This is a genomic window from Granulicella aggregans (genome assembly GCF_025685565.1).
GTDB lineage: Bacteria > Acidobacteriota > Terriglobia > Terriglobales > Acidobacteriaceae > Edaphobacter > Edaphobacter aggregans_B.
Map to the genome: position 1 here is coordinate 1,251,253 of NZ_JAGSYE010000002.1, position 24,880 is coordinate 1,276,132.

At 61.2% G+C, this 24,880-nt stretch carries 20 protein-coding genes, 1 tRNA gene and 1 riboswitch; of the genes, 5 read left to right on the forward strand and 16 right to left on the reverse strand.

Features of this window, described 5'->3' with window-relative positions:
- Positions 1-229 precede the first annotated feature (229 nt).
- Positions 230-1,585 carry a phospholipase D-like domain-containing protein gene (locus OHL18_RS14670; RefSeq protein ID WP_263375592.1) on the reverse strand — a complete coding sequence of 452 codons (1,356 nt, stop codon included), beginning with the start codon at positions 1,583-1,585 and terminating at the stop codon, positions 230-232.
- A 270-nt stretch (positions 1,586-1,855) separates the two neighbouring features.
- Between OHL18_RS14670 and OHL18_RS14675 the strand changes: the two genes are divergently transcribed.
- Positions 1,856-3,868, forward strand: coding sequence for a hypothetical protein (locus OHL18_RS14675; RefSeq protein WP_263375593.1), 2,013 nt, complete (start codon positions 1,856-1,858; stop codon positions 3,866-3,868).
- 199 nt (positions 3,869-4,067) lie between these two features.
- On the opposite strand, the gene OHL18_RS14680 is transcribed toward OHL18_RS14675, so the two are convergent.
- The 7 genes from OHL18_RS14680 to OHL18_RS14710 all read right to left on the reverse strand — a co-directional run bounded on the left by OHL18_RS14680 (position 4,068) and on the right by OHL18_RS14710 (position 15,717).
- The gene (locus OHL18_RS14680) at positions 4,068-5,237 is read right to left on the reverse strand and encodes a ribonucleotide-diphosphate reductase subunit beta (RefSeq protein ID WP_263375594.1); all 1,170 of its coding nucleotides are present in this window, start codon (positions 5,235-5,237) and stop codon (positions 4,068-4,070) included.
- A gap of 159 nt (positions 5,238-5,396) precedes the next feature.
- A complete protein-coding gene (locus OHL18_RS14685; protein ID WP_263375595.1) occupies positions 5,397-8,243 on the reverse strand; it encodes a ribonucleoside-diphosphate reductase subunit alpha in 2,847 nt (948 codons plus the stop codon).
- A gap of 101 nt (positions 8,244-8,344) precedes the next feature.
- A riboswitch (cobalamin riboswitch) is annotated at positions 8,345-8,539 on the reverse strand.
- An 84-nt stretch (positions 8,540-8,623) separates the two neighbouring features.
- Entirely contained in the window at positions 8,624-9,544 is a 921-nt protein-coding gene (gene rbsK, locus OHL18_RS14690) for a ribokinase (RefSeq protein ID WP_263375596.1), read from the reverse strand.
- Between the two features lie 9 nt (positions 9,545-9,553).
- On the reverse strand, positions 9,554-10,552 hold the full coding sequence (locus tag OHL18_RS14695; protein ID WP_263375597.1) for a GRP family sugar transporter: 999 nt from the start codon (positions 10,550-10,552) through the stop codon (positions 9,554-9,556).
- 71 nt (positions 10,553-10,623) lie between these two features.
- On the reverse strand, positions 10,624-11,130 hold the full coding sequence (locus OHL18_RS14700) for an NUDIX domain-containing protein (protein ID WP_263375598.1): 507 nt from the start codon (positions 11,128-11,130) through the stop codon (positions 10,624-10,626).
- Positions 11,131-11,203: 73 nt separating this feature from the next.
- Positions 11,204-12,697: a glycosyl hydrolase family 8 gene (locus OHL18_RS14705; protein ID WP_263375599.1), complete on the reverse strand. Its 1,494-nt coding sequence runs from the start codon at positions 12,695-12,697 to the stop codon at positions 11,204-11,206.
- A 113-nt stretch (positions 12,698-12,810) separates the two neighbouring features.
- Positions 12,811-15,717, reverse strand: a complete 2,907-nt coding sequence (locus tag OHL18_RS14710; RefSeq protein ID WP_263375600.1) for a ligand-binding sensor domain-containing diguanylate cyclase — start codon at positions 15,715-15,717, stop codon at positions 12,811-12,813.
- A 645-nt stretch (positions 15,718-16,362) separates the two neighbouring features.
- Here OHL18_RS14710 and OHL18_RS14715 point away from each other — a divergent pair.
- Together OHL18_RS14715 and OHL18_RS14720 are read left to right on the forward strand one after the other, a co-directional pair.
- Positions 16,363-16,527: a Flp family type IVb pilin gene (locus OHL18_RS14715; RefSeq protein WP_263375601.1), complete on the forward strand. Its 165-nt coding sequence runs from the start codon at positions 16,363-16,365 to the stop codon at positions 16,525-16,527.
- Positions 16,528-16,632: 105 nt separating this feature from the next.
- Positions 16,633-16,866 (forward strand): Flp family type IVb pilin, encoded by a 234-nt coding sequence (locus tag OHL18_RS14720; RefSeq protein WP_317890500.1) that lies wholly within the window; start codon positions 16,633-16,635, stop codon positions 16,864-16,866.
- Between the two features lie 204 nt (positions 16,867-17,070).
- Here OHL18_RS14720 and OHL18_RS14725 read toward each other — a convergent pair whose 3' ends face one another.
- From OHL18_RS14725 to OHL18_RS14755, 7 genes are all read right to left on the reverse strand, one after another.
- On the reverse strand, positions 17,071-17,451 hold the full coding sequence (locus tag OHL18_RS14725; RefSeq protein ID WP_263375602.1) for a YidH family protein: 381 nt from the start codon (positions 17,449-17,451) through the stop codon (positions 17,071-17,073).
- A gap of 139 nt (positions 17,452-17,590) precedes the next feature.
- The gene (locus tag OHL18_RS14730; protein ID WP_263375603.1) at positions 17,591-18,049 is read right to left on the reverse strand and encodes a TadE/TadG family type IV pilus assembly protein; all 459 of its coding nucleotides are present in this window, start codon (positions 18,047-18,049) and stop codon (positions 17,591-17,593) included.
- Positions 18,046-18,573, reverse strand: coding sequence for a TadE/TadG family type IV pilus assembly protein (locus OHL18_RS14735; RefSeq protein ID WP_263375604.1), 528 nt, complete (start codon positions 18,571-18,573; stop codon positions 18,046-18,048). Before OHL18_RS14735 ends, OHL18_RS14730 begins: the two co-directional genes overlap by 4 nt.
- Positions 18,570-19,874, reverse strand: coding sequence for a pilus assembly protein TadG-related protein (locus OHL18_RS14740; RefSeq protein WP_263375605.1), 1,305 nt, complete (start codon positions 19,872-19,874; stop codon positions 18,570-18,572). Before OHL18_RS14740 ends, OHL18_RS14735 begins: the two co-directional genes overlap by 4 nt.
- Before the next feature lie 321 nt (positions 19,875-20,195).
- Entirely contained in the window at positions 20,196-21,452 is a 1,257-nt protein-coding gene (ispG, locus tag OHL18_RS14745; protein WP_263375606.1) for a flavodoxin-dependent (E)-4-hydroxy-3-methylbut-2-enyl-diphosphate synthase, read from the reverse strand.
- Positions 21,453-21,500: 48 nt separating this feature from the next.
- Positions 21,501-21,923 (reverse strand): MerC domain-containing protein, encoded by a 423-nt coding sequence (locus OHL18_RS14750; protein ID WP_263375607.1) that lies wholly within the window; start codon positions 21,921-21,923, stop codon positions 21,501-21,503.
- Positions 21,924-22,002: 79 nt separating this feature from the next.
- Entirely contained in the window at positions 22,003-22,395 is a 393-nt protein-coding gene (locus OHL18_RS14755; protein WP_263375608.1) for a winged helix-turn-helix transcriptional regulator, read from the reverse strand.
- 112 nt (positions 22,396-22,507) lie between these two features.
- Between OHL18_RS14755 and OHL18_RS14760 the strand changes: the two genes are divergently transcribed.
- Together OHL18_RS14760 and OHL18_RS14765 are read left to right on the forward strand one after the other, a co-directional pair.
- Complete coding sequence (locus tag OHL18_RS14760; RefSeq protein WP_263375609.1) at positions 22,508-23,362, forward strand: SDR family oxidoreductase; 855 nt, start codon at positions 22,508-22,510, stop codon at positions 23,360-23,362.
- A 102-nt stretch (positions 23,363-23,464) separates the two neighbouring features.
- Positions 23,465-23,541: transfer RNA gene (locus OHL18_RS14765), tRNA-Arg, on the forward strand.
- A 7-nt stretch (positions 23,542-23,548) separates the two neighbouring features.
- Here OHL18_RS14765 and OHL18_RS14770 read toward each other — a convergent pair.
- Positions 23,549-24,856 (reverse strand): DUF1501 domain-containing protein, encoded by a 1,308-nt coding sequence (locus OHL18_RS14770; RefSeq protein WP_263375610.1) that lies wholly within the window; start codon positions 24,854-24,856, stop codon positions 23,549-23,551.
- Between the last annotated feature and the right edge of the window lie 24 nt (positions 24,857-24,880).

Sequence of the window (24,880 nt, forward strand, 5' to 3'; positions counted from 1 at the left end):
CGTGCAGTATCACCGCACTCGCCGTAGCCGAAGGACCCCGATACGGCTCACATCACCCACGCCGCTTGAATCCCTCAGCCAGCGCACCTCGAATCCCCCGGCCAAAAGGTTCGAGAACCTCAGGCAGGCACGAACATCGTCGGGGTCCTTCGACTGCGTTCGTCGCAAGAGCGCGACGAACTCCGCTCAGGATGACGGAAGATGCGAGGCAGGTACACACAATCGGCCTTCAGCTCTGGCTCTCCAACGCCTCTCCCAATAGATCCTCGAGCTTTCCGAGCGGAGTCCGCTCCCGCATCATCGCCAGCGTCAGCGGCTCGCTCTGCTTCAGATCTTCCGCAAAATCGCCTTCGATCGTCGCGGCCAACTCGCGATCCAGCACCGCCAGGTTCACCTCGTCATTCAGCGCAAACGACCGGTGATCGAAGTTCGTCGATCCAATCACGCACCACATTCCATCCACCGTCAGCAGCTTGGCGTGGATCATCGCCGGCTGATACTCGAAGATCTCCGCCCCGGCCATCAGCAGATGCCGGCTGCTCCGCCGGCTCAGCGTCCTGACGAACTTGTGGTCGATATGAGACCCAGCTGTCAGAATCTGCACGCTCACCCCGCGGTTCTCGACCGCTTCGATCAGCGCCTCGCGCGCCGCCTTGTCAGGAAGAAAATACGGCGTTGTAATCCGAATCGTCCTTCGCGCGCTCTTGATTAGCGCCTGGAATAGTATCCTCGCCTGCGTGCCGCCGCCGCGGGGCGTACTGGCCACCACGAAGCTCTCCGAACCCTCCGGCATCGCCTTGAACCCGAACTGCTTCGGCCCGGAAAGTATCTCGCCAGACGCTTCCAGCCAGTTTTCGCTGAACGTCGAGATCATCCCTGCAACCGCCTCGCCCTCCACGCGGAAGACCGTGTCCCGCCAGACCGGCCTTCCGCTTACCGGCTCAATCCACTCGTCGGCGACGCCCGCGCCGCCCATAAATCCTGTCTCGCCATCGATGATCAGCAGCTTGCGGTGCGTCCTCTGGTTCAACTCCTGCCAGGTGTCCCAGCGCAGCGGGTGATACCAGCACATCTGGCCGCCCGCTCTTCGCAACTCGTCGAAGTAGCTGTCGCTCGTCCCCATGCTTCCGATCGCATCGACGATCACCCTCACTTCGACTCCAGCTCGTGCCCGTTCCGTCAACGCGGCCAAGACCTTTAAACTCACCCTGCCTTCAAGAAACTCATAAAACTCGAGATTGATCGACTTTCGCGCCTTACCGATCGCCTGAAGATACGCGGGATAAAACTCAATTCCATTCTTCAGGCGTTTCAACCTCGACCGTCGCCGCGTCCCGTCCGTTACCAAGCTCAAAAATTGAATGAACTCCTCCGAGTCCAGCGGCACCCCGAGATCTTCGTTGATCGCAAACCTCGGCTGCGGCCCAAATAGATTGAGCAGCACCTTCGCCCCATAAAGCGCCACCGCCCCAGCCCCAATCACCGCCAGCCCACGAACCAGCCCGCCTGTCGAATCCTTCGACTTTTCACCCATCCCCGCAGAATACACAGCCCTCCATCTTGTGTCGTCCTCACCTGCGACCATGGTCTCCCGGTCTCACACCACACCTCCCAAATTTCTCTTGACCTCCGCACCACACCAGCTATTCTTTCCCCGATACCGCGCAGCGCATTTCGCCGTCCCCAAATCCACAAGTTGAAACGCTCTCTCTCGACCAGGCACCATGAGAAGCGCTTTCCAGACCCACAATCGATCTGGCTCTCCCAAGTCGTAACGGCATCTTTTTCGTTCTGCCCTTCAGCAAACACCGCAAGACCAGGGCCCGATACCCAGACCACTTCCAAGAGGTGCTTCGTGATCGTTCTCCCACGTCTCGCAGCTGCGGCTCTCCTGCTCACGCTCCCCGCGCTCGCCCAGACATTTGCCCAGACACTTGCCCAGACACTTGCCCAGACACTTCCAGCCGTCACCACCCGCGCCTTCACCAACGACCGCGCCGGCGCAAACACTCAGGAGACCATCCTCACCCCGAACGTCCTGCTCACCAAAGGTCTTGTTCGCAAGACCACCATCCCGGTCATCGGCGATGCCCGCGGCATGGAAGCCCAGCCCCTGATCCTTCCAGCAGTCAAGCTCCCCGACGGCTCCACTCACGACGTCATGGTTCTTCCCTCCATGGCCAACGTCGTCCGCGGCGTGGACGCGCACACCGGTGCCGGCCTCTGGCAGACCGCCCCGCTTGGAACTCCTATCCTCGGATCGCTGCCAACCGGCCCGCGCAAGACGAAGCCTGACGGCTGCGTCGGTGACTTCCCTACCATCGACTGCCACGCGATCAACGACCGCTGGGGGATACTCTCCACCGGCGTCATCGACCCGGACACCCAGATCGCTTATATGGTGGCCTGGATCTCCCCGGACAGCACTCCCCTGAACGGCGTCCACAGCATCTTCGCGATCAACGTCGCCACCGGAGCCATCGTTGGCTCACCCGTCTCTCTCGCCGGCCTGAAAAACGGAGCCCAGGGATACGGCGACACCATGCGCAAGCAGAGGTCTTCCATGGTGATGACCAACGTCGCCGGGAAGAAGACCATCTTCTTCGCCTACGGAACCGTCCGGGAGACCGGCCCCGCAGCGGCAGGGGCCATCATTGCGTACGACGTGGCCAGCCACACGATCACCGGCTTTCTCCCGATGTCCCAGGGCCGGGGAGCTGGAATCTGGATGGGCGGCCAGGGCCTCGCCGCGGATTCCGCAGGCAATCTCTACGGCGTCACCGGGAACGGATCGTTCGACGCAGTCACTGACTTTGGAGAGTCGATCTTCAAGGTCAGCTACACCCCGGGCGCGGGCATCGCCAACTCGCTCAAGGTGGTCACCTGGTTTTCTCCTTACTCCGACCAGGGCCGCATCGGCATGAACCCGACCGTGTCGGACACGGCGTCTCCTATGCCCGCCATGAAGGTCGCGGGCGTCTCGCAACCGACCGCCGACATGACGCCCGTGGGCAGCGCCATGGCGATCAGCATGGTGGGCGCAACCGCCAAAGTCACGCAGGACGTAAACACGCGCGCCATGGTCACCCTTATCTACCCTGCCGACACCAAAGACGCCGCCTGGAACGACGAGGACCTTGGCAGCGGCGGCTGCATTCTGATCGAGGAGTTCGGCAAGCTGCTCTGCTCGGGCAAAGACGGCATCGGCTACGTGGTCAAGACCGATAACATGGGCAACACCCAACCAGCGGACTTTGCCCCCGACCGCGTCAAGATCAACTGCGGCAAACTCGCCACCCTTCCAGTCTGGCTCACCGCCTCCCCCGGTCCCGTCGATGCCTGCCCCACCGACACCACCGTTCTCAACTTCATGCCCTGGGGCAAGACCCGCCACATGCACTCCACACCGGTCAAGTACAAGTCCCCGGACGGTACCGTGCATGTCTTCGTCGCGGGCGAGAACAGCACCATCCACATGTGGAAGATGGACCCGTCGGGTGCACTAACCTACGAGGCCGAGAGCTTCGAGGTCGCCTCGATCGAGTCCGTCAACCCGCCTGGTGGCATGCCCGGATCCTTCTGCTCGATGTCAACGAATAACTGGGCGTCGGGAAGTTCCGTCCTCTGGTGCTCGCTGCCCTACGGTGACGGCAACGCTACCATCACCAACGGCCGCCTCATCGCCTACGACCCTGAGAACCTCATCACCAACCCCGCGAACGGTAACAAGAACCTGAAAGTTGTCTGGGACTCGCAGCGCTGGGCGATCCCGTACCTCTTCAACAAGTTCATGCCTCCCATCGTTTGGGACGGCCAGGTCTATCTGCCGAACTACAACGGAGGTGTTGACGTCTATGGCGTCCCATGACCCGGGCCGTCTTTCACCAGTCAAGCGTCATCTCGACCGAAGCGGCGAGCGGCATCATCGTCCGCCGCGTAGTGGAGAGCCCCCCGCATTTCGCCTTTGCCCTTGTTCTTGCCCCTTCGTCTCTCTTCTTGCTTAAGGGCATGCCTTCAGCCGTGCCAAAAGCCTCCCCACATGCAAGGGGCTTTAGCCCCTGAGGTACCTACTCCCACCCCAACGACCCACCCGTCTGATACTCAATCACGCGCGTCTCAAAGAAGTTCTTCTCCTTCTTCAGGTCGATCGCCTCGCTCATCCACGGGAACGGATTCTCCACCTCCGCAAACACCGGCCCCAGCCCGATCTGCGCGCACCGCCGGTTTGCGATGAAGTGCATGTACTGCTCGCAGGCCGCAGCACTCAACCCAAGAAACCCATTCGGCATCGTGTCCCGCCCATACGCCGCTTCGAGCTCCGCCGCGGTACGCAGCATCCCGCGTACTTCCTCTTGAAACTCTTCGCTCCAAAGCCCTGGATTCTCCGCCTTGATCTGATTGATCACGTCGATCCCGAAGTTCAAGTGAATGCTCTCGTCGCGCAGGATGTACTGATACTGCTCCGCGATCCCGATCATCTTGTTCCGCCGTCCCAGCGAGAGAATCTGCGCGAAGCCGGTGTAGAACCACATGCCTTCGAACACCACGTAGAACGCAATCAGATCCCTCAGAAACGCGCGATCGTTCTCCTTTGTCCCCGTCTCAAACGCCGGATCCGAGAGATGCTGCGTGTACCGGATCGCCCACTCCGCCTTGCGCGTGATCGAAGGCACCTCACGATACATATTGAACAACTCGCCCTCGTTCAGGCCAAGGCTCTCCACGATGTACTGAAAGGTGTGCGTATGCACCGCCTCTTCAAACGCCTGCCGCAGCAGATACTGCCGACACTCCGGGTTGGTCAGGTGGCGGTAGATCGCCAGCACAATGTTGTTCGCCACTAACGACTCCGAGGCTGCGAAGAAGCCGAGGTTGCGCTTGATCGCTCGCCGCTCATCTTCCGTCAGACCATTCGCGCTCTTCCACACCCCGATGTCCGCCTGCATGGAGACCTCGGTCGGCATCCAGTGGTTATTGCAGCCCGAAAGGTACTTCTCCCACGCCCAGCGATACTTCAGGGGCAGCAACTGATTCACATCGGCGCGGCAATTGATCATCGCCTTCTGATCCACCCGCACCCGCGCCCCATGCATATCGATTACCACTTCGGCCTCAGGCGGTGTCTCGGCTACATCGGAAACTCGCGCGTCCTCAACTGCATGCATCACCGTGACCACGGAGACCTGCGCCTGCTTCGGCTCAACCGCTACCTCAACATCATCCCAACTAAGACTCATCGACCCCTCCCCAATCCCAGAATTCCTAACCCAACAAAACCGTCATCTTGACCGGAGCGAGCGCAGTGGAGCCCCCCGCAATTCGCCTCTGTCGCTCACAAATCTGTGCCCCATCCATCGCGCCGTTGTCTCTCGCGATGAGTGGGTCCGCCACAACTCCTACTGGCAAGCCTCGCAACCCGGATCGCTCATGTCGCAGACCGCTCCTTGCGGCACTGATGCCGGCAGTGGAGCCGACACCGCAACGGCATTCAGCTTCCCATCCGTCTTCCGCACCGTCGACTTCTCCACATGCGTAGCCGACCGCGACCGCAGATAGTACGTAGTCTTCAACCCCGCATGCCAGGCCTCGCGATACAGCCCATCCAGCTTCTTCCCGCTCGGCTGATCGATGTACAAATTCAGCGACTGCGCCTGATCGATCCACTTCTGACGGCAAGCCGCCGCTTGGATCAGCCACGTAGCGTCTACTTCGAAAGAAGTCGCATACAGCCGCTTCATCTCGTCCGGCACGCGATCGATGGCCCCCACGCTGCCGTCGAAGTACTTCAGGTCGGAGATCATCACCTCATCCCACAGCTCCAGACGCTTCAGGTCATTTACCAGCCACGCATTCACCACCGTGAAGTCGCCGCTCATGTTCGATTTCACAAACAGGTTCTGATAGGTCGGCTCAATCGACTGCGTCACGCCGCAGATGTTCGAGATCGTCGCCGTGGGTGCAATCGCCAGCGTGTTCGAGTTCCGCATCCCAATCGTCTTTACCCGCTCGCGCAGTCCATCCCAGTCAAGCCGCGTCGTCCGGTCTACATTCACCGTCTCATCGCGGTTCGCCTCCAGGATCGCAATCGAGTCGATCGGCAGAATCCCCTTGCTCCAAAGCGATCCCTCGAAGCTCGGATACCTCCCACGCTCCGCCGCCAGGTCCACGGAAGCCGAGATCGCCTCGTAGCTCACCCGCTCCATTGACTCGTCCGCGAACCGCACCGCCTCCTTCGAAGCAAACGGAATCCGCAGCTTGTACAGGGCGTCCTGGTGGCCCATCACTCCCAGACCCACCGGCCGATGCCGCAGGTTCGAAGCCCGCGCCTCCGGCACTGTGTAGAAGTTGATGTCGATGACGTTGTCGAGCATCCGCATCGCCGTCTTCACCGTCCGCGCAACATGCTCGTGGTCGAGGCCGGTGTCCGTCATGTGGTTCGCCAGATTCACCGAACCCAGGTTGCACACCGCAATCTCACGCGAAGAGGTATTCAGCGTGATCTCCGTGCAAAGGTTCGAAGAGTGCACCACGCCCGCGTGCTGCTGCGGCGACCGCAGATTGCACGGGTCCTTGAACGTGATCCACGGATGCCCTGTCTCGAAGATCATGGTCAGCATCCGCCGCCACAGCTCGACCGCGCGCACTGTGCGGCTCACCCGCATCTCACCCCGCGCCGCCTTCGCCTCGTACTCGACATACTTATCCGCGAACGCACGGCCATACAGGTCATGCAGATCGGGCACCTCGTCCGGCGAGAAGAGCGTCCAGCTTCCATCAAGCTCGACCCGCTGCATGAACAGGTCCGGAACCCAGTTCGCCGTGTTCATGTCATGCGTGCGGCGGCGGTCGTCGCCCGTGTTCTTCCGCAGGTCGAGGAACTCTTCCACATCGATGTGCCACGTCTCGAGATAGCCGCAGACAGCGCCCTTGCGCTTGCCGCCCTGGTTCACCGCAATCGCCGTATCGTTCGCCACCTTCAGGAACGGTACGACTCCCTGCGACTGCCCATTGGTCCCCTTGATGTGCGATCCCAGCCCACGCACACCGCTCCAGTCATTGCCCAGTCCGCCCGCATACTTCGATAGGAGCGCGTTGTCCTTGATCGCCTTGAAGATCCCGGCCAGGTCGTCATCGATCGTCGTCAGGAAGCAGGACGAGAGCTGCGGCCGCAGCGTTCCCGCGTTGAACAGCGTCGGCGTCGAGCACATGAAGTCGAACTTCGAGATCAGGTCATAGAACTCAATCGCACGTGCCTCGCGATCGATCTCCCTTATCGCCAATCCCATCGCTACGCGCATGAAGAACGCTTGCGGCAGCTCGAACCGAACGCCATCGTGGTGCAGGAAGTAGCGGTCGTACAGCGTCTGCAGACCCAGCAACTGGAAGTTACCATCGCGCTCCGGCTTCAGTGCCGCCGTAATCTTATCCAGATCAAACGTGCGCAGCTCCTTGTCCACCAGCTCCAGCTCGATCGCCCGGTTCAGGTATGCGGGGAAGTACGTCGCGTAGTCGATCGTTACTGCCTCGCGCATCCGTCGAACTTCGCCTGGAAGTACGAAGGCCAGCGCCTCCTCGCGCAGAATGTTGATCAGCAGCCGCGCGCTCACAATCGCGTAGTTCGGCTCCTGCTCGATCAGCGTCCGTGCCGCCAGCGTCTGCGCCAGCCCCACCTCGTGCTCCAGCACGCCGTCGTACAGGTTTCGCTTCACCTCCGCCATCACCGCGTCGTCCGAGACGCCATCGAGGCCCGCGCAAGCGATCCGCACCTCGCGTCGTAACCGCGTCTCGTCCAGCGGCGAAGTCGTCCCGTCCGCATGGCGCACCGTGATCCCCGACACCACAGGTGCAGCCACAGCAGCCTTCCGCAACTGTGCCCGCTCCGCGCGATAGAGCACGTACGCCCGCGCCACCTTGTGCTCGCCCGAGCGCATCAGCGCCAGCTCCACCTGGTCCTGAATGTCTTCAATATGCAGCGCCCGCGACTGGTCCGTCCGCCCGCTCAAAGACTCGACGATCTGCATCGTCAGCTCTTCCACCAGGTCGTGGATCCGCCGCGACGACGTCGCTCCCGTCCCCTCCACCGCGATGAACGCCTTCGTAATCGCAACCGAGATCTTGCTCGCATCGAACGCCGAGAGCGCTCCGCTGCGGCGGATCACTTTGAAGTCAACGCCGGTATGAATCGACGAAACAGGGATGTGGCTGGTGGTGGAATCAATCTCTGGAAGTACAGATGCGGCCATGGGGAGTCTCCTTGGCCTGCGAAGTGTTGCGAAGAAACAGAGCCCACGCCGGAAGACTCCGAGCGAGGAACACTCTGCCACCTCGCCTCCCCTCGGAGGCGCTAGCGAATGTTTCCAAGGCAGGTCTTCGGACTCTGCAGGCTCATCCCTACTCACCGGACTTCCCAGGTCTCTCAACCCAGTGTCATCGTCGGCTTTCGTACCTGCTTACCGCTGCGGGGCAGTTCCGGATTCCCACCGGATTCCCTTTTCACCCTCAGCATCGCTGCTGAGAGACCGTGGAATAAATCGACTATATAGCGTTTTCATGAAATAGCAACACTACAGAATGTGGATATCGCGCATTATCTGCCGAATTGCACCTTCCACGCACATACCGCCTACCTAGGAAGCCCACCCAGCAATCCGTTGACCTCTTCGAGCGTCGCCATGGAAGGCTGCGCACCACGCCGCGTCACCGACACCGCTGCTGCAGCAGCAGCAAACCGCCCACTCTCCGCCGGCGTCTTGCCCGAAACCAGCGCCATCGCAAACGCCCCGTTGAACGCGTCCCCCGCCGCAGTCGTATCCACCGCCTTCACCCGGTAGGCCGGATACAGTTCCAACCGCCCATCCGCTCCGATCAGCGCGAAACCCTCCGCTCCACGCTTCAGCAAGACATTCCCCACACCCATCTTCATCAACCTGTGCGCCACCGCCTCCGCGTCCTCTGAGCCCGCACCCGCAAAGAACGCCGCCTCACTCTCATTCGGCGTAAACCACGTCACCAGCTTCAGCAACGACTCCGGCAGCTCCCGCGCCGGTGCCGGATCAAGGATGAACGCGACCTCCGCATCCCGGCAGATCTCCCCCAGCCGCTCCACCGTCTCCAGCGGAATCTCCAACTGCGCCAGCACCGCCCCTGCCGACCGGATCGTCTCCACATGCTCGTCCAGATCCTCAGGCCGCAGAGTCCCGTTCGCTCCCGGAACCACCACGATGCAGTTTTCGCCACTCGCCGCCACCACAATCGCTGCGACACCGGAGCTCCCCGCCACGCTCTTCACCCCGGAAGCATCGACACCCGCGCCTTCAAGACTCGCTCGCAGCTCCGTCGCAAACGCGTCCTCACCCACGCGCCCAATCATCTTGACCGGATAGCCCAGCCGCCCCACCGCCACCGCTTGGTTCGCACCCTTGCCGCCCGGATGGGTCGCAAATCCGTCGCCGGAGATCGTCTCCCCAGCCAACGGAATTCGCTTCGCCGTCGTCACCAGGTCCATGTTGATACTGCCCACCACTACGATCGACTTCCGCTCCATCCATCCCCCTCATCCGCGATGAAACAACGGCGCCAAAGCTACCAGCGCCAGCCCACACACAAACAGCACAAACATCCACCCAAGGTAGGTCTTCGCCTTCGCCGGAGCCCCTGCAAACTCCCGCCACACAAAAACGCCCCAACAGGCCGAAACCATCGTCGCGCCCTGCCCAATCGAGTACGATACCGCCGGCCCCACCACCTGCGCCCTCGAAGCCACAAAATTGAGAACCGCGCCCGTACACCAGATCCCGCCACCCAGCACACCCGCCATATGCCAGCCCGCGCGCGCCGACCAGAACTCTTTCATCGCCACCGGCACCTTGCCATCCAGAGGCTTTCGCATTAGCACCAAGTTCACCGGAACCGCGCAGATCGCCACGCCTATCGCGAAGAAGAAGCACGTCGCATAAGGCCCCGGCCCACGCACCCCAGACATCGCCTTCGACACCAGAGGAAAGAAGCTCCCCATCAGCACGCCGCTGATCAGGCTGATCACCACGCCACGCGTACTCAGCGACGCCCGCGTCGCCTCACGCAGCCGGTAAGCAATCGCATCGCAGACGATCGCTCCGACCACCAGAGCGACGCCAACAAAGAGCATCCACGGATTCCCGTTCGGCGACATCACATAGCTGCTCACCGCGCCGATGACCAACGCCAGCCCAATGCCCACCGGAAACGCCACCGCCAGCCCCGCAATATCGATCGCCGCCACCAACAGCAGGTTGGCCACGTTGAAGACCGCGCCGCCAGCCATCGCCCACAGCATTGAATCGACACCACACCCCGCAACATCCTTCACAAAAGAACTACCCGTCGACCCGATGCTCCCCAGCGTCAGTCCCCACGCCACGCTTGCGAGCAGTAGCCCGCCCACATAGTCCCAGTAAAACAACTGGAATCTGTATCCCGGGCAAAGCTTCAGCGTATTCGCCCACGAACCCCAGCAAAGCATCGTGGCGACCATGAAGGTCAGCGCCACCCCATAAGTCTCTGGTTGATACAAACCTGCAACCTCCGCCCAAAGCGATAGGTAACAAGATAGCAATCAAACACCTTTGCCCGCGCGTCTTGTGTTCAGATTCCCCGCAGCAGCAGTGCCTCCAGCGCATCCACCAGGGGAACCTGCTCCGGCCGGATCGATTCACGCGCGGCCGTAAGCCCGAACCACGCACCCCGGTCCACCTCCGGAATCTCGATGATCTTTCCTGACCGCGGCGGCCACTCGAGCTCGCAGGTATTGCTGGTCAGCTTCGCGGGATCACAGTTGCCTTTGAACGCCCATCCTGTCACCACCTTGCCACTCTTCTGCGTCACGGAGCCGAGTTCGACAAACGGGCCCTTCGCCACGAAACCGGTCTCTTCGTTGAACTCCCGCAGGGCCGCGTCCAGAGGAGTCTCCCCGACTTCATACCGGCCCTTGGGGATCGTCCATGCGCCCTTGTCCCGCTTCGCCCAGATCGGGCCGCCTGGGTGCGCTAGAAACACCTCCACCCCGCCAGCTCGCTTGCGATACATCAGCAGCCCCGCGCTCTGCCTCACGGTCTTCGCCGCCTGCTTTACCGCTTTGACACTCTTCGCCATCGCACGAGTATGACGTACCCAATGCAAACGGACTGTGAATACCTCGCCAAGCCGTGATCCTGTTGCCCCAGAGTTACCGCCCCTCCACAATCCGAAACTCCCCACTACAGTGCAGCAGACTCATAAGGTAAAGCATCCCGTCGAAGTATCTCTGCTCCCCCGCCGGAATCGGCGTCCGCCAAAGCTCCTCCACAAACGCCTTCTCATTCGCTCCCCGCGTGGCCGCCAGTCCACCGACGGTCGTCGCCGCCACCATGCCCGTCGAGTGCCGCGTCGAAAGCGGCTTCCCTGCCAGCGTGTACTGGTCGGCAAACGTGCCGATCCCCTGTCCGGCCAAGAAGCTCTGAATACGGTCGCTCAATACTACCTCGCCTGCATCCTTGCGCCACCAGCTATAGTCCACGGACCAGTTGCTCACCGTTCGCCAGGAGTCGTAGCTGAACGGCATCTCACCGCCATTCCAGTCCGGCATCGATGTCATATCGAAGTTGTTCCGCTCCGGCGACAGCCCCGTTTTCGGCCCCGTCACCCTCTTGAACAGCTCCCGGCTCACGTCCGCCGCCTTCGCCCAATACTCGCGGTCCTCTTTTGGCCCCCAACGCGCAAACAGCTCATAAAACGCGGGCAGATGATAGGACGCGTCCGTGAACCCGTGCCCCACATCCGGCACAAACCGCACCATCGAGTGCTCCTCTTCAAGCATCGGCCCCGCGGTCACCGTATATGCCGCGTTGCTCGGACGCGCGGGCGGCGGGGGCGGGGGCGTCTTCCCCTGCGCTCTCAACTCATCCGCCAGCTTTGCCTCGGCGCGTAGCTTATCCGTCTTATTCGGGCTATGGAACTTGGACTCGTCATACACGAACGGCGGGTCTTCTGGATGAATCCGGAACGGTCCCGTTCCAGTCAGCACCGGATGATGCCGCATCCCGCGCAGAATCTTCTCAGCCTGCGCCTGGTAGTCGTAGAGTCCCTTTCCATTGCCCCACCGCCGTGCCGCGAACAGCAGCGCCATGGCGTAGTACTCCTCGCCATCCGGAGCAGGCCCGGTCGCCCTCGGAGTTCCGTCGGTATACATCGACCACGCAAAGTAGCCCACGTTCGGATTCTTCGGATCGGTGATCAGCATGTAGGTGTTCGACCAGTTCCACAGCGCGTCGAACTCGCGCTTCTTATCCATCTGTACGGCGATCATCATGCCGTAGCTCATGCCCTCGGTACGCGCGTCGTTGTTGGCCCAATCCGTCACATAAGCCAGCGGCCCATTCGCGTTCGCTCCCGTCTCGAAGTAGACCCGCTCCCACTGGCCATCGCCATGAAAGAGCTGTTGAAATGCCCCATCGATCTTCGCCCTGATCTCCTCCGGCGACTTGCCCTCTTCGGCAAAGAGGTTCCTGTACCGGCCCGTAGCGAAGGCCCCCGCCCCGTCGCCCGGCATTCGTGGAATCACGCCTTCCGGAGCATTCACATGGGGTGCCCGCGAAGCATCCTGACCCGCTGCACCGGCACCCGCGCAGCAACTGCTGAGCGCCAGGACCGCCGGCGCGATTTCTCTGAAAAATCGATTCATGACTGATCTTTTCGTGATTTTCAAACACGAACACTATACCCCGCCTCGTGGGTTTCGGATGCACGGCCACCTGAAGATGCCTCGGGAAGTCCTCGCGCTCGCCAGCTTCGCCCTTAGACCCTCACCCCTGCATCGGTCACTGCGAACTCCACCCGGTTCCGCCCGTTTGCTTTGGCCTGATAAAGCGCTTGGTCCGCCGCGTGAATCAACGCCTCAAGGTCATCGCCCGCTCCCAGCCACGCCACCCCGAAGCTGCAAGTCACGTGCAGACTCGCCTCGCCGCACAGGAACGTCTTTTCTTCGATGATCTTCCGGATGCGCTCGATCAGGTGTACCGACTCGGCATCTCCCAGACCCGGGATGAGGATCAGAAACTCCTCCCCGCCATATCGGCCCAGCGAGTCGTAAGTCCGAATCGCCGAACGCAGCCTCTGTGTCACCTCGCGCAGCACCGAGTCTCCACACTGGTGCCCGTAGATATCGTTGATCCGCTTGAAGTGGTCGACATCGGCCATCACCGCCACCAGAGGCTGCTCCTCGCGCCGCGCCCGCTCTATCTCCTGCTGCAAGAGCGCGTGGATTGCTCCGCGATTCAGAATGCCGGTCAGCGAGTCTCGAGTCGCTTGCTCCATCAGCGCCGCGCGAGCATCCAGCAGCGACGCATTCTTCTCCTCAAGCTCACGCGTCCGCTCCTTCACTTGCCGCTCCAGGGCATGCCTGCGCGCGATCGCGATGCGGTTGCTCCAGCGCCACGCGGCGACGATCAGCAGCGCGCTCCCTATTCCGGCGAGGGCAAAGAACCATGCAGTGCGCCACCACGGCGGACTGATTACGAACTCCAGCACCTGCGGCTCTGAGACCCGGTGATTCGCCGCGTCTATCGCGGTCACCACCAGCCGATGCCGCCCATCCGGAACAAACGAGTAGCGGATATCGTGCTCCTCGGTCTCCTGCGGAGCGTCGTCAACCCCGCTCAACTGATACCTGTATCGGAGTTCCTGTCCCCGCGCAAAGTCAGGGGAGGCGACATGAAACACAAGCGGATAGTGGCCCCACTTCGCCGTACTGCGAACGCCCCGTTTCAATTCGAGCGCGCCCAGCTTCGCCTGGTTCAGCTCGAGTTCAAGAGGTTCTTTCGCAAAGAGCCTCTCCGGATGCAGCAGATGTGACAAGCCTCCACTCGTACCGATCCATACCGAACCGTCCGCATCGGCGAAGAAGGCCCCGGTATCGGTGTCGTTCCAGACCATGCCATCCTCTTCCCCGGCATGCCGCCACTCCGCGCCATTGAAGACATCCACACCCGAGTCCGTTCCAACCCACACCCAGCCGCGCCGGTCGGACGCCATAAGATACACATTGGCGGAAGCCAACATCGGCACCGATGCCTCGCTGACCTCCGTGGCCGTGTCCCCGTCGATGCGAATCTGCAACACCGACGGCGATGTTCCGGAGATCCAGAACGTGCCGCCCTTGCCCATCGCAATCTGGGTGTTGTATGCGGGCTTGTACGACGCTGGCATCTGGATATGGCTCCAGCGCTCCTTGGAAAGCCGGAAGATCCCTTCATCCGAGGTAAAGATCAGGTCGCCCGACGCGTCCTCTACCGCGCGGAAGAACCGCGTCGGGGGCACCGGTGGCAACCGCATCTCCCTTCTGCCGCCGCTTCTGTCCACCCAGAAGAGACCGCTTGCCGTCAGCACCCAGACCCGGTCATCTCGATCTACTAACACTTGATAGACATTTCGCTCGCCTGCGAGCAGCCTCGAACTCTTACGCTCTGAATCGAACTCGACGATGCTTCCGTCGTCGCTGCCAATCCATAGGTGATCGTCCGCAGTCTCCGCGATGCTCTGGACCCGACGCACATGAAGGTGTTTGCCCACGCGCTGCAGCTCCCGTCCCTGGGGAGTCGCCTCCATCCGTTCCAGATCCAGCTCCGTACCCAGCCACAGCCTTCCTCCCGCGCAGCGCATAATCGCCCAGATCAGGTTGCTCGCCAGCCCCTGCTCGGTCGTCCAGTTCTCCCACTGCTCGTATCCGACCCAGCGCTGCAGTCCCGCCTTGCCGCCGTCGAACCACAGCGACCCCTGCCGGTCGAAGATCATCGTCTGCACCAGCCCGCCGGGAAGCCCGTTCTGCTTGTTGAACACGGTCCAGCTTCCCTGGGTCCATCGCGCCAGCCCATCCGCCGTGTTGGTCAGAATCCGTCCCTGCGGGTCTTCAATGAGGCATGGCTTGCGTAGCTCCAGCACCGTCGCCGGGACGTCCTTGTCCTCGGACACGAACTGCGACTCCTGCTTGCCCAGCCGCACGATGTGATGATCTCCGCGCGCCCATACGTTCCCGCGACGGTCCTCCAGCACCGCCGACCATTCATCTGCCGGAACTCCCTCCGCCCGTCCCCACCGCTTCACCTCGCCGTGGCCCGTCTCACACAGCTCATCGTCGCAGCCCACCCACAGGTGACCTTCCCGGTCTGCGTAGGCGCCCTTGACCTTCGTCAGCATCGGATACCGGGCCAGCGTCGTCTCGTCATAAGCCTCCAAGATCTGCCACGAGACGCCGTTGTCCTGGGTGCGTGCCTGCATCAACCGGTGCTGGCTGATGAAGTAGACCTGGCTCGGATCTCCGGGCGTCGCCACAATCGGAGTCTGTAGATCGATCTTCAGGTTCTGGCCAGCCGGTCCCACACCGTGGACCCCTAACCGATCGCGATACAACAGCCGCTGCGGAGTGCTTACCCAAATCCGCCCAGCCAGATCCTGCGCGATTCCCTGAATCAGCGGCGAGGACGATCCCTCGACTGTCGGAACGAGTTCAAACCTTGACCCGTCGTAGCGGTAGAGTCCAAACTCCGTACACACCAGCAGGCTGCCATTACCCTCCTGAAGCATGCAGTTGAAGTTGAGGTTGCGCAGGCCGTCCCGCTGGGCAAAGTTCTGAAACGTAAAACGCTGGGCGACAGCAAGGGAAGAGTGCAGCAGCCACGGCAGTGTAAAGGCTGTGCAGAGCTGCACGTACAAGGAGATCTTAAAGAGCAGGCGGGCGACGCCCCCGAAGTTCCGCCGGGCCCCATCCGATCTACGCTCTCCGCCTCGTTGCACCCTGTAGCCGCCCTTCAATGAAACCCTCTCGAGACGATGTAGGCCATCTGGAGATCGGCAACCGATTTCGGCAGAACTCCCGGTCTGGACGGAGACTCGAGCAGCAAGGGAGGTGCCATCACACCTTCGAGCGGCCGGCGAAAGACCTGTCAACCCTCTATATCGGCGGCACAGCAAAATATTCCAACAGATTCCCTTTTTACATCCTCCGGAGAGATGGTGAGAAAGGGCCGAAATAGAGCGAAAGTCTTACTCCAGCGACGAAAGCCGCCTTGCAGATTGAGCACTTGCGGCAAGACTGAAGCCGTGCCCGTAAGCAACCCCGGGTCTTTCAACAAGATCGTAAAGAACGAGGGTCGCCTGCTTCGCTGTGCATCGCTGCGACGTTACTATGCTTTAGATTCGGAGGCCTTGGGAATGAGTCGTTTGGGGGATTGTCAGGGTCTGAGCTGCGGCCGATGCTTGAAAGGTTAGACACCTCGGACTGGAACGGACTTCTCTGCGATGACTTCGATGACACCCTGTAAGAACGGCGTTGCGAAACCGCAGACATTGAGAATGTGGTCTCGATTCCTGGCGGACGAGAGCGGTCAGGACCTGATCGAATATGCGTTGGTCGTGGCCTTTATTGCGCTGGGGTCTGTGGCGACGATGAAGGGGCTGGCGAGCAGCCTGGGAAGCTTCTTCGGAAGTCTGGGAACAACGCTGACTAGCTCTGTCTAGTCTTCTGCGTGACCCAACCCGCGAACTTCAGCATACTTTCGTGGGATATTCGTTACTCCGGTACCGGCTCGATGATGGGAAAGCATTCATTCCAGTCAGGTTCAGGTGACGGTGTCTACCATGGTCTTCCACTTCGCGATCGATTTCAGAAGGAATCTCGAGGCTCTCCGTGAGCCTCTGTCGCATTTGCTACGCGATGAGGCGGGACAGGATCTGATTGAGTATGCTCTGGTGGCAGCGCTGGTCGGTCTGGGCGCGGTGGCTTCGATGAAGACGTTGAGCACGAAGATCGGAACGGCGTTCACGACGATTGGGACGTCGTTGACGAGCAACGTTTAGGGGCTTGTTGAACGAGTCAGGAAGAATGCGAAAGTCGTATCCAGCGGCTGAAGTCGCATGGTAATTCAAGCGTTTACGGCACGGCTGAGATGGTCCCATAAGCAAGACCGAGTCTTTGAACAAGCCTCGTAAGGCTCGCAGTCTCTTGTAGCCGGGTTGGCTCGTGGTCTCTTAGGCCGTGCCGCCTCGTGGTTCCGAGAATATCTAACGGATGATCAGAAGGTAGATCGCCATGGCGATGCCCACGAGAGCCAGCAGCGAGGCGAGGACGATCGCGTTGCGGGAGCTGCGGCCAGGTATCCATGTGCCGGTGCTGAGTTCGCGGATGAGAACCAGGTGCTGGACCACAGACGCGATCAGGACGACGACTCCGAGAGCGACGATGGCTGTCCCGGACAGGACTGAGATTCCTGGCTGTTGGATTGGGCCGTGTGCCTGGGAGGCCTGCATCTGACGGAGGAATAGGCCGAAGCGAGCGACGGCGAAGCCTACGCCCATCAGGCCAAGTCCGGTCCGAATCCAAGCGAGGAAGGTGCGTTCGGCAGCGAAGTAGACGCGGGGGTCTTGTTCCGGAGTATTCGGCATGGTGGTTAGAGGCGGATGCGGGCCGGAGGGTTGTGGTTTCGGCCATCTCCCGAAGTCGAGATAGAGGGCATCCAGTTTCTTGTGGCGGGGGTACCCCCATCTGGTGATGAAGGTGCCAGATATGGGGCACCTGCTGATGCTACTGCAGGATGTACATCACCGAGGTGCTTGAGAGCGAGATGTTGTTGGTGGGCACGAAGTGCATGGTGATGCGAAAGGTATAGGTCACTTTCGTTTGGACAGGGTTGCCGACGGCGTCGGTGCCGTTCGGGTAGGTTGTGTCGACGACCATGGCTCCGCCAGCCAGATTGGGCCAGCCCAGATTCGAGACGTAGGTGTTGACCTTGGCGGCTGTCGTCTCGCAGGAGACGCCGGCCGAGGTCTGGCAGGAAGCTCCACGAACGATGGCGTAGCGGGTGCCTTCGCGAGCGGACTCCGAGATCATGTCGTAGGAGTAGAAGAGCAGGCAGAGCTCGAGGAAGCAGAAGAGCAGGCCGCAGAGGGTTGGCAGGGTGAGCGCGAACTCGATGAGAGCGCTGCCGTCTTCCGAGTGTTGGCCGGGGGAAAGGACTCTTTGCAGATACCCGAGGACGTTCATTGCTCCACCTCCGCGACCGAGGAGCTGGTGATGGGAAACGAAGTCGGGAGACCTGGGCAGTGAATGGGTGGCGTGATCGTGATGCTGGTCGTGACCTGGACGAACTGGATGGGGTGATTGGTACCACCGGCGCAGGCTGACGTGGCGTTCGCCTGCGCGTTTGTGCCGGTGTATTGGGTTCCGGTGATGTTGTTGGAACAGGCGTAATACACAAGAGGGGTCACGGCAAGGCGGGTGCCGAAGTCGGAGGCATCCGCTTGCGCGGCCGTGACAATGCCCGATGTGTTGGAAGCGAAGGTGGAGCTTTGCATGGCGTAGGCCGTGCCGACACGGGCCGCGTTTGAGATCTCGATGGAGTCGTAGACCATGAGTCCGATCTCGGCAGTGCCGAGCAAGAGTGGGACCCCAAGGATGGCAACGAGGACCACCAGTTCAACGAGGGCATTGCCGCTTTCGTTCCGGAGGAGCCGGGCCGGGTGGGAGTTCCTTTGGGTGATCTGAGGTGGATCGGTCCGAGAGCTCATTGCACAAGCTTCGGAGAGGCACCGTAGCTCAAACTACCTTCGTTCGTGGTCGCACTGGCGGTCAGCGATCCGCCACCGTTCATCGTGAGCGAACTTGCGACGAGGCCGCCCTTAAAGGTGGAACTGCTGCCGTTCCCGAGGGAGACCGCTGCGGAAGGCGCGTAGATCGCTCCATTCATGTAGGCTGAGGCACCTCCTTGAATGGACATGGCGGCGGTGTCGGTGGCGTCCTGATCGATGACGATTCCGTTGTAGTTGCCGACGGTGGGAGCGGTGCCGCCGCCGTTTTCGGCGTTGCCTCCGGCTACGAGGTTGATGTTCGCGCCGTTATCGATGACCAGATTGGCGGTACCGGTGAGATAGAAGAAGACGCCGTTGCCGCCGAGGTTGGACTGGCTTCCGGAGCCGCTGAGGAAGTGCAGGCTGCCGGTGGTGATGACGTAGGTTCCAGGGTTGAGGGTCGGGAGAGACCCGTTGGCGCCGATCGTGAGGGACTTATAGCAGATGACTCCACTGGCGCTGGAGGGACCGGCTGTGAAGGAGGAGCTGCTGCCGCCGGGATCGGAGAGACAGCTTGCAGGGGAATAGGTGGGTGCCGTGGGCATGGTGGGATTGCACTGGCTGGAGATGGGCTGAACGATGGTCATCGAGGAGGAGATGCTTCCGCCGTTATTGACATTGGAGCCGCTCGTCCAGCTTGACGAGACGAGACCGAGGGTGAGACCGCTGAGGACGGAACCGCCGACCACGCCGACGGCGTCTGAGGAGTTGGAGTCATCGACGACGCCGCATCCGGAGGCATTGAGGCTTGCGCCGTTGCTCATGTTGAGAGTCTCGCCGTTGGTGCCTTCGAGGCAGACGCAGGTCTGGCTGGTCTTATTGCCGCCGGCGATCGCGGTCGCGGAGACGGTCATGTTGGCGAATTTGCTGGAGAAGGCTCCGAGGAAGACGGTTGAGACGGGCTTTGAGACGGTGGCCTGAACGTAGGCGGAGCCGGTGAAGTCTCCGCTCTGGGGAGCGTTTGTGAGCGTGACCGTGGCGGGATTCTTCGCAAGTGTGGTGTCGAAGCCATTGAGCTTCGCCATCGCATTGGCTGCGGCTTGTTCATTGGAGGAGACGTTGTAGGCCATCTCTTCGGCAGCGGCGTAGGCGGCTGCGTCGGCGGCAGATTGTGCCATGCGCTTTTGACGGAAGAGATTTCCCACGTCGAGGGCGAATGCAAAGAAGCCAATGGCGACTAGGCCCATAAAAGCGGCGACCAGCACCAGCGCCTGACCATCCTCTTCCTTGAGGAGCCTCAACTTTGTCCCCTTTCCATTCCTTGAAGATGGCGTCCTTCGAAGGGGCGCTCGATCTAACAAGACCGCTCTTGAAACTCCTGGGAAAAGAGAGTCCGATCTGATTGTAGGTTCAGCGCTTTATCCAGGCACTACAACTATGGTGCGAGACACTGGCGGCGGGTATGTATCTCCAAGACAGTTTGCCGAAGGTCGACTACGGATTAGGCGGCATCCACAGACAAAAGTTCCCTTCGCGAACGATCGCGAGTGGAACGTGCAACAAGGCGCGAAGCAGATCCTCCGCTTCGCGAAGGATGACAAGCCTAGTGGGCTGGCTTGGGGTTAGGCTTCGATGAGGGTTTCGGCTTGGAGAATGTGGGGTGCGTGACCGTAGCGCTTTTGTACGTACTCGTCAAGGATGACCTGGAACTCTTCTACGATGCGGTCGCCCTTCAGAGTTGTGAACAACTTTCCATCAACGTAGACCGGGGCCTTGGGTTCTTCGAAGGTACCGGGGAGCGAGATGCCGATATTGGCGTGCTTGGATTCGCCGGGGCCGTTGACGATGCAGCCCATGACGGCGAGCTTGAGCTCTTCGACGCCAGGGTACTGCTGTTTCCACTCGGGCATAGAGGCGACGAGGTAAGACTGAATACGCTCCGCCAACTCTTGAAAATATGTGGAGGTGGTGCGGCCACAGCCGGGGCAGCTTGTGACCTGGGGCATGAAGCTGCGGATGCCGAGGGACTGTAGGATCTGCTGGCCGCAACGGACTTCTTCGGAGCGGTCGCCGCCGGGGGTGGGAGTGAGGCTGACGCGGATGGTGTCGCCGATGCCGGCGAGCAGGAGCGGGGAGAGACCGGCGGTGCTGGCGACGATTCCCTTCATGCCCATACCGGCTTCGGTCAGGCCAAGGTGCAGGGCGTGGTCGGTGCGGCGGGCAAGCTCGGTGTAGACGTCGACCAGGTCGCGAACGCCCGAAACCTTGGCGGAGAGGATGATCTGGTCGCGGCGAAGGCCGTAGCGCTCGGCGGCGGCCGCGTTGTCGAGGGCGGAGACGACCATGGCTTCCATCATGACGTCGCGGGCGGGCAGCGGGTCAGAGAGCTTGGAGTTGTCGTCCATCATCTTGGTAAGGAGGGCCTGATCGAGCGAGCCCCAGTTGACGCCGATGCGGACAGGCTTCTGGTGCTTGACCGCGACTTCGACCATGGTGCGGAAGTTGTCGTCGTCCTTGCGGCCGATGGAGCAATTGCCCGGGTTGATGCGGTACTTGGCGAGTGCTTCGGCGGTGGCTGGGTATTTGGTGAGAAGCTGGTGGCCGTTGTAGTGGAAGTCGCCGATGATGGGAGTGTTCCAACCCTTTTTCTGGATGCCTTCGACGATGTACGGGACAGCCTTCGCCGCGTCATCGTTGTTCACCGTGACTCGGACAAGCTCGGAGCCAGCGCGCGCGAGCGCGGCGATCTGCTGGATAGAGGACTCGATGTCGGCGGTGTCGGTGTTGGTCATCGACTGGACGACGACGGGAGCGGAGGAGCCGGTGAGGATGCCGCCTATGTTGACTGTTGGTGTTTGTCTGCGGTGAATAGGCGGCATAATTTGGCTCTTGCTCCACTCGTAAGTTTACCACCGGGCAGGCAAGAATCAGAGCTTCGAGGCACACTCGCAGGATTTGCAGAAGGTGTGATTGAGGCGATGGGCGGCGATCATGAGGCCGCTGCCGCAGAAGGTGATAGCTACTTCGACGGCGTGGGAGGGGAGACTGTTACCAAACCAGGCGGCTCCGCCGATGCAGGAGAGTCCGAGCGACATCATGAGGAGCACGGACCGCCGGCGGTGCTTGCGGAAGCCGATGAACAAGGCGGTAACTCCGAAGAGAGCGACCAGAAGGGCGAGGCTGCGGTGCGCTCTCTCTTCAGCTGAAAGGAAGTGCGCGAAGACTGCCGAGAAGGAGATCAGAACAGGCGTGAGAAGGCAATGGACGACGCAGAGCGCAGATGTCCATACGCCGAATCTGTCTGCCCATTGGCGGGAGCCTGCGAGTGAAGGGGTGAAGTCTGAACGCATCTCTTCGGGTTATGGGTTGTCGATCTGGGGTGGCAAACGCAGATTCCCTGCAGGAACGACAAACAATCTCAGAACGAAGTTAGCCGACTTGTTTGGATTGGTGCTTGAGGACGGCTGAGACGTTTTCTTCGACCCAGTTGGTGAGTGTGCGGACATGGAGGGCGGCTTGTGTGCCGAAGGGGGTGAGCGAGTACTCGACCTTCGGGGGAATGGTGGGGTAGACGGTGCGAGAGAGGAGGCCGTCGGCTTCGAGGGTCTGGAGGGTCTGGGCTAGCATCTTTTCGCTGACGCCGCCGATGGTGCGGGCGAGTTCCGAAAAGCGGTGGGTGCCGTCTAGCAGAACGAGGAGGATGAGGGTTCCCCAGCGGGAGGTGACGTGGTCGAGGACGATGCGGGAGGGGCAGCTTGCATCGTATACATTGCCCCTGCGGCGACGCTGGCGGGCGGCGAGGACTCTCGATCCGGTTTCCATGTAAGTAGCTTACATCAAGGTACGTACTTACGAAAAGTTAGCTCGTGGAGTAGAGTTCTTCCTGTGGCCGCGCATGCGGCTGGATGTTGAGAAGGAATCGAGGAGATTGACGATGATCGTAGTGACGGGAGCAACGGGGAAACTGGGAAGTCTCGTGGTAAAGGCGCTGCTGGAGAGGGTTCCGGCAAGTGAGATTGTGGCGGGTGCGCGGAGCGTGGAGAAGGCTGCCGATTTGAAGGCTCTGGGCGTGGAGGTTCGCGAAGCGGACTATGCCCGGCCTGAGACACTGGCCGCGGCGTTTGCCGGAGCGGAGAAGGTGTTGTTGATCAGCAGCAATGTGTTGGGCGAGGAGCGGGTGGCGCAGCATAAGGCGGCTATCAACGCGGCGGTGAAGGCTGGCGTGAAGTTGATCGCGTACACGAGCGTGCTGGGTGCGGACACGTCCAAGCTGATTGTGGCGAAGGACCACCTCGCGACGGAGAAAGCGATCGCTGCGTCGGGGCTGAAGTATGTGTTTCTGCGGAACGGATGGTATCTGGAGAACTACACGGAGAACCTGGGGCCGGCGCTGGCGCATGGGGCGATTCTCGGCTCGGCGAAGGATGGACGGTTCTCGGCGGCGGCCCGGGCGGACTATGCGGCCGCTGCGGCAGTGGTGTTGACCGAGGTCGCGCATGCGAACAAGGTCTATGAGTTGGCCGGGGATTCTTCGTTCAGCCTGAGCGAACTGGCGGCGGAGGTGTCGGAGGCGTCAAGCAAAACGGTGGTGTACAAGGACCTGCCGGAAGAGGCGTATGCCGGAGCGTTGATCGGGTTCGGGCTGCCTGCGCCGATCGCTGAGATGCTGGCACAGGCGGATATTTGTGCGGCAGAAGGAGAGTTGGAGAGTGAGTCGCGGGAGTTAAGTGGGCTGCTGGGAAGACCGACGACTTCGTTGGCCGATGCGGTGGCTGCGGCGGTGAAGTAACGGCGGGCGCTGAAAGACCAGAGCGCGATACACTGGAGACACACCGAAGTTGCGTCATGGAATCTGTGCGGCGCTTGCGGTGTGTCCCACTTTTTTTCAAGTGGCCCGGTAGCTCAGTTGCATAGAGCAGCGCACTCCTAACGCGAAGGTCGCAGGTTGGACTCCTGCCCGGGCCACCAGACCCCCCTAAACGAAATCCAGAAAATCCGCTGGTGCCACGCGCGCGCCGGGAAACACGCGCTCCATATCTTTCGATCCGAGGGTTTTATAGGCTGCCTCGCCCAGTACGCGGCGGAAGTCGGTTGTGACGGCTAGATCGCGGCCCTCATTCAACTGGCCGTCAGATAGTCCCGGCCACTTGCCGTAGACCTTACCGCCCTTTACCTGGCCGCCGAGCACGAACATCACGTTGGCGTGCCCGTGGTCGGTGCCGCCGGTGCCATTCTGGCGGGCGGTGCGGCCAAACTCTGACATGGTGACTAGCGTGATGTTCTGCGCGTCTGCTCCCATGTCCATCCAGAAGGCTGAGATGGCTTCGGAGAACTCTTTCAACCGGCCTGCGAGCTGCCCGGTTGCGGCTCCCTGGTTCTGGTGGGTGTCCCAGCCGCCAATATCGGAAAAGGCCGCTTCGACGCCGAGGTTCGCCTTCATCAACTGGGCAATCTGCTTCATGCTGTTGCCGAAGCCGCCATTGGGATAGACGACTCCTGCCGCTGGCTGATACTTTGCCGGGTCGGCGGACTTGAGCATCTTTACCGCCTCGAAGGTCTCCTGGCCGGTGCCGTGGAGGACGGCGTCGGTGCTTTCGTCGTACATGGCTTGGAATGCGTTCGATAGGGCGCTGGTCTGCTGGCCTTTGCCGGCGACAGAAAAGTTGGCGACGTTCGCCACGGCGACCGCTGGAACTTTGCCGGCGAGCGCCCGGGGAACCTGGGTGCCCAGGGCTACCGCGCGGAACGGGGAAGGCTTGCCCGACAATTTCTCGTCGCCCAGGGCGCGGTTGAGCCAGCCGTCTTCGGTCGACTTGATGCCGGGGGTGCCGCTCTCCATGAAGTCCTGGGCATCGAAGTGCGAGCGCGACGGATCCGTCGATCCTGCGGCATGAATTACCGCCAGATGCCCCTGGTCATAGAGCGGCTTGAAGGACGCCAGCGCGGGATGCAGGCCAAAGAAGCCGTCCAGGTCCAGAACTTCGTTCTGTTTGATCGCGATCGACGGCCGCATCGAGTAGTAGTTCTTCTCGCGGTATGGCACGACGACATTTAGTCCATCCGCCGCTCCGCGCTGAAAGAGAACCACCAGCTTCTTCTTGTTTGCAGCAGCTGTGGTCACCTCCGCCATCACGCTGCGGTGCAGGAAGGCGGGAATCACGGAGGTGCCGATAAGGGCGAGCGCCCCGTCCTTCATAAACCCGCGCCGCGAAACCGTGCGCCTGGCCAGATCTCGCCCGCGCAGGTCACAGCCCCAATCGCTCGAATCGCTCAAAATCGCCATGGCAGACTCCACATCGCAGCAGGC

Coding starts and splice junctions, on each gene's coding strand:
- OHL18_RS14735 (WP_263375604.1), bottom strand. CDS start 18,573: ATGAGCTCTCGGACCGATCCACCTCAGATCACCCAAAGGAACTCCCAC.
- OHL18_RS14670 (WP_263375592.1), bottom strand. CDS start 1,585: ATGGTCGCAGGTGAGGACGACACAAGATGGAGGGCTGTGTATTCTGCG.
- OHL18_RS14755 (WP_263375608.1), bottom strand. CDS start 22,395: ATGGAAACCGGATCGAGAGTCCTCGCCGCCCGCCAGCGTCGCCGCAGG.
- OHL18_RS14730 (WP_263375603.1), bottom strand. CDS start 18,049: ATGAACGTCCTCGGGTATCTGCAAAGAGTCCTTTCCCCCGGCCAACAC.
- OHL18_RS14770 (WP_263375610.1), bottom strand. CDS start 24,856: ATGGCGATTTTGAGCGATTCGAGCGATTGGGGCTGTGACCTGCGCGGG.
- OHL18_RS14725 (WP_263375602.1), bottom strand. CDS start 17,451: ATGCCGAATACTCCGGAACAAGACCCCCGCGTCTACTTCGCTGCCGAA.
- rbsK (WP_263375596.1), bottom strand. CDS start 9,544: ATGGAGCGGAAGTCGATCGTAGTGGTGGGCAGTATCAACATGGACCTG.
- OHL18_RS14685 (WP_263375595.1), bottom strand. CDS start 8,243: ATGGCCGCATCTGTACTTCCAGAGATTGATTCCACCACCAGCCACATC.
- OHL18_RS14750 (WP_263375607.1), bottom strand. CDS start 21,923: ATGCGTTCAGACTTCACCCCTTCACTCGCAGGCTCCCGCCAATGGGCA.
- OHL18_RS14760 (WP_263375609.1), top strand. CDS start 22,508: ATGATCGTAGTGACGGGAGCAACGGGGAAACTGGGAAGTCTCGTGGTA.
- OHL18_RS14680 (WP_263375594.1), bottom strand. CDS start 5,237: ATGAGTCTTAGTTGGGATGATGTTGAGGTAGCGGTTGAGCCGAAGCAG.
- ispG (WP_263375606.1), bottom strand. CDS start 21,452: ATGCCGCCTATTCACCGCAGACAAACACCAACAGTCAACATAGGCGGC.
- OHL18_RS14715 (WP_263375601.1), top strand. CDS start 16,363: ATGTGGTCTCGATTCCTGGCGGACGAGAGCGGTCAGGACCTGATCGAA.
- OHL18_RS14700 (WP_263375598.1), bottom strand. CDS start 11,130: ATGGCGAAGAGTGTCAAAGCGGTAAAGCAGGCGGCGAAGACCGTGAGG.
- OHL18_RS14705 (WP_263375599.1), bottom strand. CDS start 12,697: ATGAATCGATTTTTCAGAGAAATCGCGCCGGCGGTCCTGGCGCTCAGC.